The following is a 15,983-nucleotide window of genomic DNA, read 5'->3' on the forward strand; positions in this document are numbered from 1 at the left end:
GCTCTCAGGCCGTGTCCGCGTCCTCCTCGGTCCCGGTCCGGGCTTCCTCGGCCCCCTCGTCCTCCCGGTCCTCCAGCATCCCGGCCCGCAGGGTGGCCATGATCCGGCTCAGCAGCCGGGACACGTGCATCTGGGAGATGCCCAGGCGCTCACCGATCTGCGACTGCGTGAGCTCCTCGCCGAAGCGCAGCGACAGCACCAGCCGGTCCCGCTCGCACAGGGCGCCGAGCAGGGGCTTCAACGTCTCCAGGTCCTCGATGAGCTCGTACGCCTCCTCCTCCGTGCCCAGGGACCGCGGCAGCGCCCCGCCGTCGGCCTCCTCGCCCACGGAGGTGCTGAGGGATTCGGCCACATAGCAGTTCGCGGCCTGCCGGCCCTCGGCCAGCGCCTCGTCGGTGACGCCGAGGCGCTCCGCGAGCTCGTGCTCGGTGGGGCGGCGGCCCAGCCCCTGCTCCATAGCGTCGCAGGACTTCGCGATGTCGAGGCGCATCTCCTGGAGGCGCCGCGGGACCTTGACGGACCAGCTGGTGTCCCGGAAGAAACGCTTCATCTCACCCGTGATGGTGGGCACCGCGAAGGTCGCGAACTCCACCCCGCGCTCGACCTCGTACCGGTTGATCGCCTTGATCAGGCCGATCGTGCCCACCTGCACGATGTCCTCGAAGGGCTCGCTGCGGCTGCGGAAACGCCGGGCGGCGTACTTCACCAGGCTGAGGTTCAGCTCGACCAGGGTGTTGCGCACGTACGAGTACTCCGGCGTCCCCTCGGTCAGCGAGTCCAGGCGCCGGAAGAGGATGACGGACAGGGCCCGCGCGTCGTCGGTGCTCACCCCGAGCGGATTTTCGGGAATCTCGATGATGCCCAAGGGGGACCCGGTGTGAGCGGTGCCCGTGATGTCGTGGGATGTGCGGGTCATGAGTCTCCTCCGACGGGTCGGGAAGCCGCGCCGGGCGCGGCAGGGCCGTCGTCGTTTCCCGTCGGTTCATATACCCCGCTCGGGGCAATATGACTCTTTTCATCCCATTTCGAGGTTTTGCTGCGCTCCCGGCCCTTCGCTGAATCCGCCGTCCTCCCCGCGCAGCGCCGAGCGCCCCGCGCCCCAGGCCGTACGGAGATGGCCGGCCAGGCGGTCCTCCAGCAGAACGGTGGCGGCGCAGCCGAAGGCGATGTCCGCCTCCAGCTCCGGTTCCGCCTCCAGCAGGCCGCCCACCACCTCGTGGCGGACCACCTGCTCGTGCACGGCGTCGGCCTCGACGTGCTCCGCGTAGAAGTGCTCCGCCGCGGGCCCGGCGCCGCACCGGCGCATGGCCGCGGCGAGGCGGCGCGAGCCGGGGGAGGAGGTGGTCTCCACGCAGGCGAAATGACCCACGAGGGCCCCGCGCAGGGCGCGGTGCAGGCCGAACAGCGACATCAGGTTGACCGTGGCCAGCAGGACGGCCGGGGCCCGGTCGAGGTGGGCTCCGTACGAAGGGTCCAGGCCGAGGTCCACCAGGAGGTCCGCGAAGAGCCGCGCGTGCACCCGCTCGGCACGGCCCGCGCCGAACTCGTCGTACTCGACGGCCACCATGCCGGCCTTGGCGCGGCCGGTCAGGCGGGGGACCACCCACAGGTGCGGATCGGCCTCCTTGAGGTGGTAGAGCGAACGCAGGGCCGCGTACTCGCGCAGCTGCCACAGCTCACCCTCGGTCTCCAGGTGGCGGCTGACGCTGCCGGAGAGGTCGACGGGCTCCACGAGGAGCGGGGCGAAGGCTTCCTCGGCGGTGCGCGGCGCCTCGCTGAGCTCGGCCCGCAGGGCGTGCAGGAAGCGGGTCTCCAGCGCGCGGCGCAGCCGCAGCAGGTCCGGGTCCCACTCGCGGGTGTCGTCCACGCCCTCGAAGCCGCGGTAGTGGAGCTCGTACAGCAGATAGAGGGCGAGGTGCAGGTCCTCGCCCCACGGGTCGGCCCGCAGGAGGGCGCCGGGGTCGTGGACGGGCGGTTCGCCGGAGCGCAGGGCGGCCACCACGGCGGCCGAGATCTCACCGCGTCCTTCGACCAGCACGGGCGCGGAGGCGGTCCGGGCGAGTGCGGTCCGGTCGGAGGCGGTCCGGGCGGGGGCGTGCACGTTCACGAGGGGTCTCCGTCGGCCGGGGGGCGCTGTTCGCGCCGGCGGTGGCTGGTGTCGCACCAGGGATAGGCGCGGCTGCGGCGGCAGGTGCAGAGCGCGACGGTGAAGCGGTCGGAGCGGACCACGGTGCCGTCGTCGAGGACGACCTCCACCGGGCCCTCCACCAGCATCGGACCGCCCCGCTCCAGGGATACGCGGCGGGGCTCAGCCGCGGGGGTGTTCGGCACGGACGACCACCAGCCCTTCCCGGTCCTCGCCGACGCCGACGAGCCCCTCTTGCTCCAGCCAGGCCCGCCGCGAGCGCAGTACGGGCCCCCAGGGCACGACGGCCCGGGTCATGACCTCCGCGGACAGCCCCGCCCGGCGCAGGTGCTCCACCGTGGTCCGGGATCCGCACAGCGCGGAGTGCACCATCAGCAGCACGCCACCGGGGCGCAGCAGCGCCGCGGCCCGCGCGCAGATCCGGTCGACGACCTGGCGCCCGGCCTCCCCGCCCTCCCAGGCCCGCTCGGGGCCGTGTCCGGGGACCCCGGCGTGCGGCGAGGGGACGTACGGAGGATTCGCCACGACGAGGTCGAAGCGGCGGCCCCGGCTCACGGCGTCGAAATCCCCGTGCAGGACGTGCAGGGGCAGTCCGAGCCGGGCCGCGTTCAGCCGGGCGGCGGCCACGGCCCGCCAGGAGACGTCCACCGCGGTGACGCGGGCCCCTCGGGAGGCGGCGAGCAGGGCCAGCGCGCCCGAACCGGTGCCGATGTCCATCACGTCCGTACCGGGACCCACGCCCTCCTGGGCCAGGGCTCGCGCGAGCAGCCCGGTGTCGGCCTGCGGGCGGTAGACGCCCGGGGGGACGTAGAGGGCGGGGGGTGCTTCCTGGACTGCTGCCATCAGTGCGGACGCCATGGATGATCTCCCGGGGTCGGCCGTGCCCGCTGCCGGGGCGGGTGGGCACGGTGCGGCTGGTGCGGTCGCTGGGGCGGCTACCCGGGGACGGAGGCGCTACCCGCGGCCGGCCGCCCCGGCGTCGGCCCGTGCGGGTCCACGCCGTCCGGCGACAGGTGGTAGACGGCGAAGGCGCGGTCGATGACGGGCATGGCCACATTGCGGACCCGCACCCCGCCGGCCGTCATCCCGTGCTCCGTTCCGAGATGCGCGTGCCCGTGCACCGCGAGGTCGGCCCCGGCCCCGTCGATGGCCTCCGCGAGCAGGTAGCTGCCGAGGAAGGGGTAGATCTCCAGCGGCTCGCCCGCCAGGGTGTCCGGTACGGGCGAGAAGTGGGTGAGGGCCACCCGGACCGCGCAGCCCCCGGCCCGCAGCTCCTCCAGGGCCCGGCCCAGGCCCTCCGCGCAGTCCCGCGAGTAGCGGATGAACGCCTTCATCTCGGGCTCGCCGAACTCCGTCGCGCTGCGCCCGGCGAATCCGCCACCGAAGCCCTTGGTCCCGGCGACGCCCACGGTCACCCCGCGGATCCCGAGCGTCACCCCGTCGCCCTCCAGTACGTGCACCCCTCCCGCCCTCAGCTCGGCGGTGACGGCATCCGCCCGGTCGCTCTGGTAGTCGTGGTTGCCGAGCACGGCGACGACCGGTACGGCCAGCCCCGCGACCTCCTCCGCCACCACCCGGGCCTCCTCCGGGGTCCCGTGCCGGGTGAGATCGCCCGCGAGCAGCAGCAGGTCGGCGCTGTCCCCGAGGGTGTCGAAGGCGGGCCGCAGGGTCCCCGCCCCGTCGGGCCCGAGGTGGATGTCCCCGACGGCGGCGACGCGGATCACGACAGCACCTCCGCCTGGTCGGGAGGTCCCACATGGTTCACGGTCAGATCCTCGTGCCAGAGCACGCCCGCGAGCTCCTGCTCCACCACGCGCAGGACGGCCGCCCGCGCCCCGGCGCTCGACACGCAGCCCCAGACCATCACCCCCGCGCCCCGGGCCTCCACGCGGACGCCCAGTTCCGCGACGTCCTCGCGGGCCAGCCGGTCGCGCAGATGCTCGATCCGGTAGTCCAGGTTCTCGACGGAATTCATGAGGTCCCCTTGTCCCAGTCGATGACGTGCAGCCTTTCGAGCAGGTAGAGAAAGGCGTCGGGCAGCGGATCGGCCCGGTGCACCTCGTCCAGCCGGACCCAGTCGATCTGCTCGCGCAGCATCCGGGCCATCGGCAGCAGGTCACCGAAGTCGCAGTAGTGCTCGGAGAGCGCGGAGAGCCGGCTGTCCATGAGGTCGGTGGGGGAGAGGACGGGCATCCACACCGAGTCCACCGACTTCACCGCCGCCCGCTCCAGCAGGGCCGTACTGACCGGCCGACGGGCGAGCTCGAAGATCAGGTCGATCTCCTCCCCGGCCGAGGTGCCCTTGATCAGCCAGTCCTCGGGGGCCCCGCGCATGGCGATACCGCCGTCCTGCAGCGCCTGGATCGCGGCGTCCGCGTCCTCGCGTCGCAGGCAGAAATCCGTGTCGTGCTGGAAGCGGGCCGGCACCCCGTGGGCGAAGGCGGCCACGCTCCCGGCGAGCGCGAACGGGCGGCCCGTCTGCTTGAGCAGGGACGCCACCCGCTTGGTGACCTCCAGGATCGCCTGCGTGTGATCCTGCGGGAGCAGGCCGTCGCTCATCGCGGGCGGGCTCAGTGACCCCGGAGGTGGAGCCCCGCCCAGGGCGCCCAGGGTGTCGACCCGGGTCCCGGGGGTGTCGACCCGGGTCCCCGGGGTGTCGGCCGGACGATTCTTCACGCAGGACCTCGCTCCGTCGCTCCGGCGCCCACGGCCGGGATCCCCGCTCTGACAGGCAAGCGCCTAACCGGTCCCGCGCCCCCGAAACCCACCAGCACACCCGAACAGGCGCACGAGGGACGCGCGTGCACAGGGAAACAGGGGGTAGACGCCCGGAACGCATCACGGGCCGGGCCGACAGTGGAGGTGGAGATGAACCGGGCAGCGCTCTTCGACGTGGACGGGACCCTCGCCGACACCAACCATCTGCACGTCGTGTGCTGGTGGGAGGCCCTGCGACAGGCCGGCCACACCGTGGCCACGCACGACATCCACCGGGCCATCGGCCTGCCGGGCGACGACCTCCTCGCCCACCTCCTGGGCGAGGACCGCGACACGGACGAGGACGACGCCCTCACCACTGCCCACGACACCCTCTACGCCACCTGGTTCGACCGGCTCGCCGCCACCTCGGGCGCCGCCGACCTGCTGCGCGCGCTCGACGAGCGCGGCTGGCGCGTGGTCCTGGTGACCTCCGCCGGAAGCGGCGAGCTCGGCGCGCTGCGCCGGGCCGTAGGAGCCGACGACGCCATCGCCGCGACCGCCAGCGCCGACGACGTGGAGGCGGGCAAACCGGCACCCGACCCGGTGGCCCACGCCCTCGGGCTCGTGGACGCCGCCGCGGGCGAGGCCGTCTTCGTCGGGGACACGGTGTGGGACATGGAGGCGGCAGCGCGGGCCGGTGTGGTGCCGGTCGGGCTGCTGTGCGGCGGGATTCCCCGCCGGGACCTGGAGGGGGCGGGAGCCCGCGCCGTGTACGGGGACCCCGCGGACCTGTTGCGCGGTCTGGAGGGCAGCCCGTTCGCCGAGGTGTCCGGAGATGCTGAGAAGAGATGACCGGCAGGTGTGATCCGGGGGGCCCGGTCCGCCGCCACGACCCTGAGGGAGACGGCAATGTCCGAGGGCCAGGACGCGCGCAGCGGGCGGGACGAGAGCGAGATGGAGCGGGCGGACCGGCAGTGGCAGGAACTCATCCAGGAGATCCGGGTCGCCCAGACGGGCGTACAGATCCTCTTCGGTTTCCTGCTGACGGTGGTGTTCACCCCGCTCTTCCACACGCTCGCCCAGACCGATAAAACGATCTACATAGTCACCGTGGTCCTCGGCGCCCTCGCCACGGGCGCGCTCATCGGCCCGGTGGCCTTCCACCGGGTCGTCTCCGGCCGCCGGATCAAGCCCGAGGCGGTGGCCTGGGCCTCGCGGCTCACCTTCGTCGGCCTGATCCTGCTGCTGTTCACCTGCACCTCCGCGCTCTTCCTCGTGCTGCGCGTCGCCACCCATGACGCCCTCGTGCCCTGGCTCGTGGCCGGGGTGGTGGCCTGGTACCTGGTCTGCTGGTTCGGGCTGCCGATGTGGGCGCGGATCCGCTACACGGCCGAGAAGTGACCGCCGTCCGGCTGCCCGGACCGCCGCTCCCCGGCCGGGGTCCGATACCGGCCAGAGGTTGAGCATTCGACGGGAAGATTCTTGACGGCGCACTAGGCTGGGGGGTTGTTCGGCAACAGAAGGGATCAATCCGGGCGGAAACCGGAATCTGCTGCCGAACCGCTCCATCGCCGGACGAAACGCGAGGGCCGATGCCAGCCACACCCGACCGCACTGAACTCGCCCTGCTCGACCTCGGCGCAACGGACGGCGCCGGGGGCGGCGGTGCGGACCCGGACTGTGCCCCTACGCCCGACAGCGCCCCGTACGAAACCTCGTACGAAACCTCGTACGAAACCTCGTACGAGACCCCGTACGAGGACGGGACACCGCCCGGCCCCGCGCCCGAGGCCACCGCCGAGGAGGAGGAGCCCGGCAAGTCCGCGCTCTTCCGCGCCGGGCCCGCCGCCCCGCCCCGTACCCTCCTCGACGTCTTCGAGCACACCGTCCGGACCCACCCCGACGAGCCCGCCCTCGACGACGGCACCGACCGGCTCACCTACCGCGCCCTGGCCGCCGAGGTCGAGCGGCGCCGCCGCACCCTCGTGGCCGCCGGGGTCGCCGCCGGGGACCGGGTCGGCGTACGCGTGCCCTCCGGGACCAATCAGCTGTACGTGGCGATCCTCGCCGTCCTCGCCGCCGGCGCCGCCTATGTGCCCGTGGACGCCGACGACCCCGACGAGCGGGCCGAGCTGGTCTTCGGCGAAGCCGGCGTACGGGCGGTGCTCGGGGCCGGCGACCGCATCGACACCACCCGCGCGGGGCACCCCGCCGGGGTCGCGGGCGGCCGTGGCGCCCGGCCCCGGCCCGAGGACGACGCCTGGATCATCTTCACCTCCGGGTCCACCGGCCGCCCCAAGGGTGTCGCCGTCAGCCACCGCAGCGCCGCCGCCTTCGTGGACGCCGAGGCCGCGCTCTTCCTCACCGACGACCCCATCGGCCCCGGCGACCGCGTCATGGCCGGACTCTCCGTCGCCTTCGACGCCTCCTGCGAGGAGATGTGGCTCGCCTGGCGCTACGGAGCCTGCCTCGTGCCCGTCCCGCGCGCCCAGGTCCGCAGCGGCGCCGACCTCGGCCCCTGGCTGGTGGAACAGGAGATCACCGTCGTCTCCACAGTCCCCACCTTGGCCGCCCTCTGGGAACCGGACACCCTCACCGACGTCCGCCTGCTGATCTTCGGCGGCGAGGCGTGCCCGCCCGAGCTGTCCCAGCGCCTGGTCACCGAGGGCCGTGAGGTCTGGAACACCTACGGCCCCACCGAGGCCACCGTCGTCGCCTGCGCCGCCCTGCTCACCGGAGCGGAACCGATCCGTATCGGCCTGCCCCTCGACGGCTGGGAACTGGCCGTCGTCGACGAGTCCGGCGAGCCGGTCCCGCTCGGCGGCAGCGGACAGCTCGTCATCGGAGGCGTCGGCCTCGCCCGCTACCTCGACCCCGCGAAGGACGCCGAGAAGTACGCCCCGCTGCCGTCCCTCGGCTGGCAGCGCGCCTACCGCAGCGGCGACCTCGTCCGCGCCGAACCGGAGGGCCTGGTCTTCCTCGGCCGCGCCGACGAGCAGATCAAACTCGGCGGCCGCCGCATCGAGCTGGGCGAGGTCGACGCCGCCCTCCAGGCCCTGCCCCGCGTCTCCGGGGCGGCCGCCGCCGTCCGCACCGCCCGCAGCGGCAACCAGCTGCTCGTCGGCTACCTGGTCGTCCAGGACGGCTGGGACCGCACCGCCGCCGTCGAACGCCTGCGCGCCGAACTGCCCGCGGCCCTCGTACCGCTCCTCGCGCCGGTCCCCGACCTCCCCACCCGCACCTCCGGCAAGGTCGACCGCGACGCCCTGCCCTGGCCGCTCCCCGGCCTGGAGACCACCGGCCCCGCCGAACAGCTCCACGGCACCGAAGCATGGCTCGCCGAGCAGTGGACCGAAACCCTCGGCACCCCCGTCACCAGCGCCTCCGACGACTTCTTCGCCATCGGCGGCGGCAGCCTCGCCGCCGCCCAGCTCACCACCCGGCTGCGCACCCGCTACCCCAGCGCCGCCGTCCTCGACATCTACCAGCAGCCCACCCTGCGCAAGCTCGCCCGCCGCCTGGAGAAATCCGTACCGGACGAGGCCGCCGCCCGCACCGTCGCCCCCGTGCCCTTCCGGGCCAAGGCCCTCCAGTGCCTGCTGCTGATCCCCCTGCTCACCGTGATCGGCCTGCGCTGGAGCGTGGCCCTGCTCGCCCTCGGCAACGTCCTGCACGCCCTCGGCCCCTACCCGTGGGCGCCCACCGCCTCCTGGTGGGTCCTCGCCCCCGCCGCCGTCCTGCTGTTCAGCCCGCCCGGCCGCCTCGCCATCGCCGCGGGCGGCGCCCGGCTGCTGCTGCGCGGCGTCGGCGCCGGCCACCACCCGCGCGGCGGCAGCGTCCACCTGCGGCTCTGGACCGCCGAACGCCTCGCCGACTACGCCGGCGCCACCGCGCTCACCGGCTCCTGGCTGGAACGCTACGCCCGCGCCCTCGGCGCCAAGGTCGGCCCCGAAGTGGACCTGCACTCCCTGCCCCCGGTCACCGGCCTGCTCAAACTCGGCCGCGGCTGCGCCATCGAGTCCGAGGTGGACCTCAGCGGGCACTGGCTCGACGGCGACCGCCTCGTCATCGGCCCGATCCGGGTCGGCGCGGGCGCCGTCGTCGGCACCCGCAGCATGCTGCTCCCCGGCGCCCGCATCGGCAAGCGCGCCGAGATCGCCCCCGGCTCCGCGGTCGTCGGCCAGGTCCCCACCGGCCAGCGCTGGGGCGGCGCCCCCGCCGTCAAACTCGGCCGCGCCAAACGCAACTGGCCCCAGGAACGCCCGCCGCGCGGACTGTTCTGGCGGGCCGCCTACGGAGCGGCCGGATTCGGCCTCACCGCCCTGCCTCTGCTCGCCGCCGTGCCCGCCCTGCTCGTCCTCGGCCGGTTCGTCCCCGCCGGAGCGGGACTCGGCGAAGCCCTCGGCGGCGCCCTGCTCGCCGTGGTCCCCGCCGCCCTCGCGTTCGGATGCACGTATGCCCTGCTGCTCCTGGCCGCCGTCCGGCTGCTCAGCCTCGGGCTGCGCACCGGCACCCACCCCACCCACAGCCGCGTCGGCTGGCAGGCGTGGACCGTCACCCAGCTGATGGACCTGGCCCGCGCCACCCTCTTCCCGCTCTACGCCGGGCTGATCACCCCGGTCTGGCTGCGGCTGCTCGGCATGAAGATCGGCCGGGGCGCGGAGGTGTCCACCGTCCTGGCGCTGCCCAGCCTCACCACCGTCGGCGAAGGCGCCTTCCTCGCCGACGACACCCTCACCGCCCCCTACGAGCTCGGCGGCGGCTGGATGCGCATAGGGCACTCCGCGATCGGCCGCCGCGCCTTCCTCGGCAACTCCGGCATGGCCGCCCCCGGCCGCACCGTCCCCGACGACGGGCTGGTGGGCGTGCTGTCCGCCGCGCCGAAGAAGGCCAAGAAGGGCAGCTCCTACCTGGGCCTGCCGCCCGTCCGGCTGCCCCGCTCCGCGGCCGCCGCCGACCACAGCCGGACCTACGAGCCGCCCGCGCGCCTGCTCTGGGCCCGCGGCGCGGTCGAGCTGTGCCGGCTCCTGCCCGTCTTCGGCTCGGCCGCGCTCGCCGTGCTCACCGCGGCGGCGCTGTGCGCGCTCGCCGGACCCGCCGGCCTCGGCACCGCGGGCGCCGCCCTGCTCTCCGGAGCCGTCCTGCTGCTCGCGGGAGCGGTGGCCTGCGCCGTCTCGATCGCCGCGAAATGGCTGCTGGTCGGCCGGCACCGGACGGGCGAGCACCCGCTGTGGAGCGGCTTCGTCTGGCGCAACGAGCTCGCCGACACCTTCGTCGAGGTCCTGGCCGTGCCCTGGCTGGCCGGATCCGTCCCCGGCACGCCGCTGCTGTCGCTGTGGCTGCGCGGCCTCGGAGCCCGCGTGGGCCGGGGCGTGTGGTGCGAGAGCTACTGGCTGCCCGAGACCGACCTGGTCGAGCTGGGCGACGGCGTCAGCGTGAACCGCGGCTGCGTGGTGCAGACCCACCTCTTCCACGACCGGATCTTGAGGACGGATACTGTGGTCCTCCGCGAGGGCGCCACCCTGGGCCCCGGCGGAATCGTCCTGCCCGGCACCACGGTCGGGGCACGCAGCACCCTGGGCCCCGCCTCCCTCGTGATGGCGGGGGAGTCCGTCCCCGCCGACACCCGCTGGCTGGGCAATCCGATCGAGGCGTGGCGGTCCTGAGGGCGGCGCCGCACCGGCCGCCCGCGCCGGCGGCGGCCGGCCCCCGGCGGACCGGCACGGCGTACGACCAGAGCACAGCGCAGGGAGCGGAAGCGGCAGTGAGCGGCCAGACCACAACGGCATCGGACCCGTACTTCCCGGCCAACGGCGACGCCCGTTACCGCGTGCACCGGTACGAGATCGCCCTGGACTACCGCCCCGGCCCCAACCGGCTCTCCGGCACGGCCCGGCTCAGCGCGATCGCCGGACGGGGAGCGCTCACCGAGTTCCAGCTGAACCTGGCCGACTTCAAACTGGGCCGCGTCCTGGTCAACGGGCGGGCCGCGCACTACGCCCACCGCGGCGGCCGGCTGCGCGTCCGCCCCGCCAAGCCGCTGCCCGCCGGAGCCGCCTTCACGGTGGACGTGCACTGGGCGGGCAATCCCAAGCCCGTACGCAGCCCCTGGGGCGGCCTCGGCTGGGAGGAGCTGACCGACGGCGCGCTCGTCGCCAGCCAGCCCGTCGGCGCGCCCTCCTGGTACCCGTGCAATGACCGGCCCGCCGACAAAGCCTCGTACCAGATCTCCGTCAACACCCCCTCGCCCTACACGGTCGTGGCCGGCGGCCGGCTGCTCACCCGCACCACCAGGGCCAGCACGACCACCTGGGTGTACGAGCAGCCCGCGCCCACCTCCAGCTATCTGGTCGGGCTGTCCATCGGCATGTACCAGACGGTGCTGCTGGGCGACCCGGGCCTGGACGGCGTCGCGCAGACCGCCCACGTCCCGGCGCACCTGCTGCCCCGCTTCTCGCGCGACTTCGCCCGGCAGCCCGCGATGATGCGGCTGTTCGAGGAGCTGTTCGGGCCCTACCCCTTCGGGGAGTACGCGGTGGTCGTCGCGGACGAGGAACTGGACGTACCGGTGGAGGCCCAGGGCCTCTCCCTCTTCGGCACCAACCACGTGGACGGCGCCCGGGGCTCCGAGCGGCTCGTCGCCCACGAGCTGGCGCACCAGTGGTTCGGCAACAGCGTGACCATCGCCGACTGGCGGCACATCTGGCTGAACGAGGGCTTCGCGAAGTACGCCGAATGGCTCTGGTCGGAACGCTCCGGCGGCCGCACCGCCCACGAGCGCGCCGCCACCGCGCACCGGATGCTGCTCGCGCACCCGCAGGACCTCCGGCTGGTCGACCCGGGCCGCAAGCAGATGTTCGACGACCGCCTCTACGAGCGCGGCGGCCTGGTCCTGCACGCCGTGCGCCGCGCCCTGGGGGAGGAGGCGTTCTTCCGCATGCTGCGCGACTGGGCCACGGTGTACCGCCACGGGGTGGTGACCACCGCCGCCTTCACCACCCACGTGGCCCGCTACGCGAGCGAGCCGCTGGACGACCTGTACTCGGCCTGGCTGTACGAGGCCCCGCTCCCGCCGCTGCCGGTCTAGCGGCACGGTCCAGAGGCAGCCCGGCGGCGGGCTAGCTCTGCCGGGTCCAGCGCTGGGACGCCTCGCCTCCGCAGGACTTGGTGACCAGGCCGCTGGCCATGCCGAGGTCCAGACAGCCGCCGCCGTAGTCACTGCGGAGGGTGCCGCCGGAGCCCGTGCGCCAGATCCTGCCGATGTCCTGGGCGCAGTCCCCGACGAAGACGGCCTGGCCGAGGCCGTTGGAGTACAGGCAGCCGCCGCTCTCCTGGTTCACCAGCTTGAAGCCGCCGTCCGGCCGGCCCTGCACGGTCCAGCGGGCCGAGCCGTCGCCGCAGTCCCCGTGGTCCGCCGCCCCGAAGACCTGGGTCACGCACTGGCTGTTGTTGCCGTTGCGGTAGCGGCCGGTGCCGGAGGCGGGGGGCTGGGGCGGCGGGGTCGCCGCCGGTTTCGTGGCTCCGCCGCCGGCCGGGGGACGGGTGGCGCCCGTGCCCCCGCTCGCGGGGTTCGTGACGCCGCCCGGGCCGGGGTTCGTACCGGGACCGGTGCCGGGACCGGGTCCAGGGCCGGGGCCGGCTCCGGTGCCCGCGCCGGGCCCGCCCGCGGCCGGGACAGGGACCCCCGGGACGGCGCCCGGGAGCTGTGCCGCCGGGTCCTGGCCGGGAGACTGCGCGGGGGAGGCCGTACCCGAGGGGCTTCCCGAGGCCGGGGGCAGAGCGGGACCGGCGGGGGCCGTCGCCGGGGCGGCGCCGGGGGTGGCGCCCGCCTCGGTGCGCTGCGGCATCACGTACGGCAGGTACTGGACGGCGAGGGTGGTGCCGCCCGCGACCACGACCACGGGGAGAACGGCGAGAAAGATCCGGGTCCGGCGGCTCCGGCGGCGCGGTTCGGGGGCCACTACGGGAACCGGAACGACCGCGGGCCCCTTCTCGGGCCCCTTCTCGGGCTCCGCCTCCGCCTCCGGCTCCTCCGCCTGCTGCGCGCCGCCGCCGAGCGGCAGCGTGGGCACGTCGACGTCCTGCACGTGCGCGGCGAACGCGGCCCGCTCGGCCAGCCGCGCGGCGACCGCCGCGGGCCACAGCGGCTCCGCGAAGGGCCCGCGCCGCGCGGCGGCCTCGACCAGCTCCGCCGCGCCGGGCCGCTCGTCCGGGTCCTTGGCCAGGCAGGCCGCCACCAGCTCGGCCAGCTCCGCATCCAGCTCCCGCAGGGGCTCCAGGTCGGGTTCCTCGTGGACGATGCGGTAGAGCACGCCGTGCCCCGACTCGTCCCCGAAGGGCGGCCGGCCGCAGGCCGCGTAGGCGAGCACCGACCCGAGCGCGAACACATCGGCCGCGCCGCTCAGCCGCTTGGCCCCGGTGGCCTGCTCGGGCGCCATGTAGGCGGGGGTGCCGACGACCATCCCGGTCCGCGTCAGCTGGCTCTGCTCGGCGGCCCGCGCGACGCCGAAGTCGATCAGGGTCAGCCCCTCGCGCGTGAGCATGACATTCGACGGCTTGAGGTCCCGGTGCACCATGTCCAGCGCGTGTACGGCGGCCAGCCCGGCCGCGGCCTCCCGCAGCAGGAGCCACAGGGCGGGCGCGGGTAAGGGGCCGCCGTGCAGCCCGATGACCTCGCGCAGGGTGAGCCCGGGGACGTAGGCGGTCGCGAACCACGGGGGCCGCGCCGTACGGTCCCCGGCCAGCAGCGGCGCGGTGGCGTCGGCGGGCAGCTTGGCGAGGTTGTCCAGCTCGTGCCCGAAGCGCCGCAGGAAGTCGGTGTCCTCCCCGACGACGGAGGCGAGCAGCTGCTTGACGGCGACGTACCGCCCGTCCAGCACCCCCAGGTACACCCGGCCCATGCCACCGGCCCCGAGCCGCCCCACGAGCGGGATCGGCCCGATCCGCGCCGGATCCTCCGCCTCCAGCGGCTCGGCCCCGCTCCCCGCCAGCTCCACCACGTCTGCCCCGCCCGGCCTAGAAAGAGTTTCCAGGAATCTAACCCGATGATCCCGACGGGGCAACGCGCCTGGTCGCCGGGCGAGTTGGCCGGGCCGTCCGCCCCTCGGGCCACCCGCGCCACCGTGTCCGCGGGAGCCCCAGCGGCCCCCCTGGGCAGATCGCTCAGAGCCGTGAGAACCATTACATTCCTCCCTCAAATCACCCTTTTGGGGCAATCATGGTGGGCGGTAACTGTCGTAGATGAGCCGCGTGAGCGGCCCGCGCCCGCCGGTGCTCGTGACCGGTCGGCGCCACTGGGAGTGACATGGGACGCGTGCGCGACTGGACGGGCAACCCCCGGATCGCTCTGCCGCTGGCCGGCGGAGCGGTCGTACTCGGACTGGGCGGCCTCTACGCCACCGGTCTCGTGGCCGGGGCCGACATCGACCAGGGCACGCACGTCCGCGGCGTCGACATAGGCGGCATGAGCCGCGCGCAGGCCCGGCAGGCCGTGGAGCGCGAGCTCGGCCTCGCCGCCGCGGCCCCCGTCGCGATGAAGATCGGCGACCACGAGGAAAGGGCCGATCCCGCCTCCCTCGGGCTCTCGCTCGACACCGCCGCCACCGTCGACCGCGCCGTCCGCAAGGGCCACGACCCCGTCACCGTCATCGGCGGACTCTTCGCCTCCGGCGACCGCGAGATCCAGCCGGTGATCCGGATGGACGAGGGCACCGCCCGCGCCGCCGTCGGCCGTATCGCCGAGGACACCGGGCGGCAGCCCCGCGACGGCGTGATCGCCTTCGACGCGGGCGCCGCCAAGGCCGTCGCCCCCGTCACCGGCATCACCCTCGTCCAGGACCGCGCCCTCACCACCCTGCGCGACGCTTACCTGCGGCCCGCCGCCGGGCCCGTCGTCCTGCCCGTCGAGCGCACCGAGCCGCGCGTGGACGCCGAGGAGACCGGACGGGCCATGCGCCAGTTCGCCCAGCCCGCCATGTCCGGGCCGGTGTCCCTCACCGTCGCCGGGCGCAGCATGTCCCTGACCCCCGCCGTCATCGGCGAGCACCTCACGATGAAGCCCGACGCCCAGGGCCGCCTGGAGCCCGCCCTGGACTCCAAGGGCCTGCTGGCCGAGCCCGCCGTCGCCCGCCCCGTCCAGGAGGTGACCCGCCCGCCGCGCGACGCCGAGCCGACGGTGGACGCCGCGGGCCGCGTCGTCCTGGCCGCGCAGAGCCGCGAGGGCCGCAAGGTCACCCAGGAGGCGCTGCACGACGCCGTGCTGCCGCTGCTGACCCGTACGGGCGCCGCCCGCAGCGGCGAGGTCGCCACCGTGGCCGTGCCGCCGAAGCTCAGCAGCGAGAAGGCGAACCTCGGCATCAAGGAGAAGCTGTCCTCCTTCACCGTCGAATTCCCGGCCGCCCCCTACCGCAGCACCAACATCGGGCGGGCCGTGGAGCTGATCAACGGCTCGGTGGTCCAGCCCGGCCAGGAGTGGAGCTTCAACCGCACCGTCGGTGAGCGCACCCCCGAGAACGGCTTCGTCGACGGCATCATGATCAACGACGGCCAGTACGTGAAATCCCCCGGCGGCGGCGTCTCCGCGGTCGCCACCACCATGTACAACGCGGCCTTCTTCGCCGGCCTCAAGCCCGTCGAGCACGGCGCCCACTCCTTCTACATCGAGCGCTACCCCGAGGGCCGCGAGGCCACCGTCGCCTGGGGCACCCTCGACCTGCGCTGGATCAACGACTCCGGCCACCCCCTCTACGTCCAGGCCCGGTCCACCGACACCTCGCTGACCATCACCCTCCTCGGCACCAAGAAGTACGACGAGATACGCGCGACCAAGGGGCCGCGCACCAACATCACCCCGCCCGCCAAGCGCCAGGGCACCGGCCCCACCTGCGAGGTCCAGACCCCCCTGGAAGGCTTCGACGTCACCGTCGGCCGCGTGTTCGTCAACGGCGGCAAGGAGGTCAAGCGCGAGGAGTACAAGACCCACTACACCCCGCGCGACGAGGTCACCTGCACCTCCGAAGGCACCGACGCCCCCGGCGCCACGCCCGCCCCCGCCACCGCCGAGGCCCGCCGCGAGATCGTACGGGCCGCGCAGGCCACCTTCTACGCGCAGCCCGGCCTGACGCGCGGAGCCGCCGGC

At 74.4% G+C, this 15,983-nt stretch carries 13 protein-coding genes; 5 read left to right on the forward strand and 8 right to left on the reverse strand.

The window, feature by feature from the left end:
* Positions 1-4: 4 nt before the first annotated feature.
* From ABZ873_RS26505 to ABZ873_RS26535, 7 genes are all read right to left on the reverse strand, one after another.
* Positions 5-916 carry a SigB/SigF/SigG family RNA polymerase sigma factor gene (locus tag ABZ873_RS26505; RefSeq protein WP_360876587.1) on the reverse strand — a complete coding sequence of 304 codons (912 nt, stop codon included), beginning with the start codon at positions 914-916 and terminating at the stop codon, positions 5-7.
* A gap of 99 nt (positions 917-1,015) precedes the next feature.
* The gene (locus ABZ873_RS26510; protein ID WP_360876624.1) at positions 1,016-2,101 is read right to left on the reverse strand and encodes an iron-containing redox enzyme family protein; all 1,086 of its coding nucleotides are present in this window, start codon (positions 2,099-2,101) and stop codon (positions 1,016-1,018) included.
* Between the two features lie 2 nt (positions 2,102-2,103).
* Entirely contained in the window at positions 2,104-2,331 is a 228-nt protein-coding gene (locus ABZ873_RS26515) for a CDGSH iron-sulfur domain-containing protein (RefSeq protein WP_360876590.1), read from the reverse strand.
* On the reverse strand, positions 2,309-3,004 hold the full coding sequence (locus ABZ873_RS26520) for a HemK2/MTQ2 family protein methyltransferase (RefSeq protein WP_360876594.1): 696 nt from the start codon (positions 3,002-3,004) through the stop codon (positions 2,309-2,311). The genes ABZ873_RS26515 and ABZ873_RS26520 overlap by 23 nt, the downstream gene beginning before the upstream one ends.
* A 77-nt stretch (positions 3,005-3,081) precedes the next feature.
* Positions 3,082-3,870 carry a metallophosphoesterase gene (locus ABZ873_RS26525; protein ID WP_360876597.1) on the reverse strand — a complete coding sequence of 263 codons (789 nt, stop codon included), beginning with the start codon at positions 3,868-3,870 and terminating at the stop codon, positions 3,082-3,084.
* Positions 3,867-4,121 carry a hypothetical protein gene (locus ABZ873_RS26530; protein WP_360876600.1) on the reverse strand — a complete coding sequence of 85 codons (255 nt, stop codon included), beginning with the start codon at positions 4,119-4,121 and terminating at the stop codon, positions 3,867-3,869. Before ABZ873_RS26530 ends, ABZ873_RS26525 begins: the two co-directional genes overlap by 4 nt.
* On the reverse strand, positions 4,118-4,822 hold the full coding sequence (locus tag ABZ873_RS26535) for a hypothetical protein (protein ID WP_360876603.1): 705 nt from the start codon (positions 4,820-4,822) through the stop codon (positions 4,118-4,120). The genes ABZ873_RS26530 and ABZ873_RS26535 overlap by 4 nt, the downstream gene beginning before the upstream one ends.
* 192 nt (positions 4,823-5,014) lie before the next feature.
* On the opposite strand from ABZ873_RS26535, the gene ABZ873_RS26540 reads away from it, so the two are divergent.
* From ABZ873_RS26540 to ABZ873_RS26555, 4 genes are all read left to right on the forward strand, one after another.
* Positions 5,015-5,698 (forward strand): HAD family hydrolase, encoded by a 684-nt coding sequence (locus tag ABZ873_RS26540; protein WP_360876606.1) that lies wholly within the window; start codon positions 5,015-5,017, stop codon positions 5,696-5,698.
* Positions 5,699-5,755: 57 nt separating this feature from the next.
* A complete protein-coding gene (locus ABZ873_RS26545; RefSeq protein ID WP_360876609.1) occupies positions 5,756-6,247 on the forward strand; it encodes a DUF6328 family protein in 492 nt (163 codons plus the stop codon).
* A gap of 191 nt (positions 6,248-6,438) precedes the next feature.
* Positions 6,439-10,512, forward strand: a complete 4,074-nt coding sequence (locus tag ABZ873_RS26550) for a Pls/PosA family non-ribosomal peptide synthetase (RefSeq protein WP_360876612.1) — start codon at positions 6,439-6,441, stop codon at positions 10,510-10,512.
* Positions 10,513-10,610: 98 nt separating this feature from the next.
* Positions 10,611-11,933 (forward strand): M1 family metallopeptidase, encoded by a 1,323-nt coding sequence (locus ABZ873_RS26555; RefSeq protein WP_360876615.1) that lies wholly within the window; start codon positions 10,611-10,613, stop codon positions 11,931-11,933.
* A gap of 31 nt (positions 11,934-11,964) precedes the next feature.
* Here the strand turns inward: ABZ873_RS26555 and ABZ873_RS26560 are convergent, their stop codons facing one another.
* Positions 11,965-13,845 carry a protein kinase gene (locus ABZ873_RS26560; RefSeq protein WP_360876618.1) on the reverse strand — a complete coding sequence of 627 codons (1,881 nt, stop codon included), beginning with the start codon at positions 13,843-13,845 and terminating at the stop codon, positions 11,965-11,967.
* A gap of 305 nt (positions 13,846-14,150) precedes the next feature.
* Between ABZ873_RS26560 and ABZ873_RS26565 the strand changes: the two genes are divergently transcribed.
* A partial coding sequence (locus ABZ873_RS26565; protein ID WP_360876621.1) for a VanW family protein occupies positions 14,151-15,983 on the forward strand: 1,833 nt, incomplete at its 3' end.

Source organism: Streptomyces sp. NPDC047014, from assembly GCF_040644195.1.
GTDB lineage: Bacteria > Actinomycetota > Actinomycetes > Streptomycetales > Streptomycetaceae > Streptomyces.

Coding starts and splice junctions, on each gene's coding strand:
- ABZ873_RS26505 (WP_360876587.1), bottom strand. CDS start 916: ATGACCCGCACATCCCACGACATCACGGGCACCGCTCACACCGGGTCC.
- ABZ873_RS26520 (WP_360876594.1), bottom strand. CDS start 3,004: ATGGCGTCCGCACTGATGGCAGCAGTCCAGGAAGCACCCCCCGCCCTC.
- ABZ873_RS26530 (WP_360876600.1), bottom strand. CDS start 4,121: ATGAATTCCGTCGAGAACCTGGACTACCGGATCGAGCATCTGCGCGAC.
- ABZ873_RS26540 (WP_360876606.1), top strand. CDS start 5,015: ATGAACCGGGCAGCGCTCTTCGACGTGGACGGGACCCTCGCCGACACC.
- ABZ873_RS26545 (WP_360876609.1), top strand. CDS start 5,756: ATGTCCGAGGGCCAGGACGCGCGCAGCGGGCGGGACGAGAGCGAGATG.
- ABZ873_RS26550 (WP_360876612.1), top strand. CDS start 6,439: ATGCCAGCCACACCCGACCGCACTGAACTCGCCCTGCTCGACCTCGGC.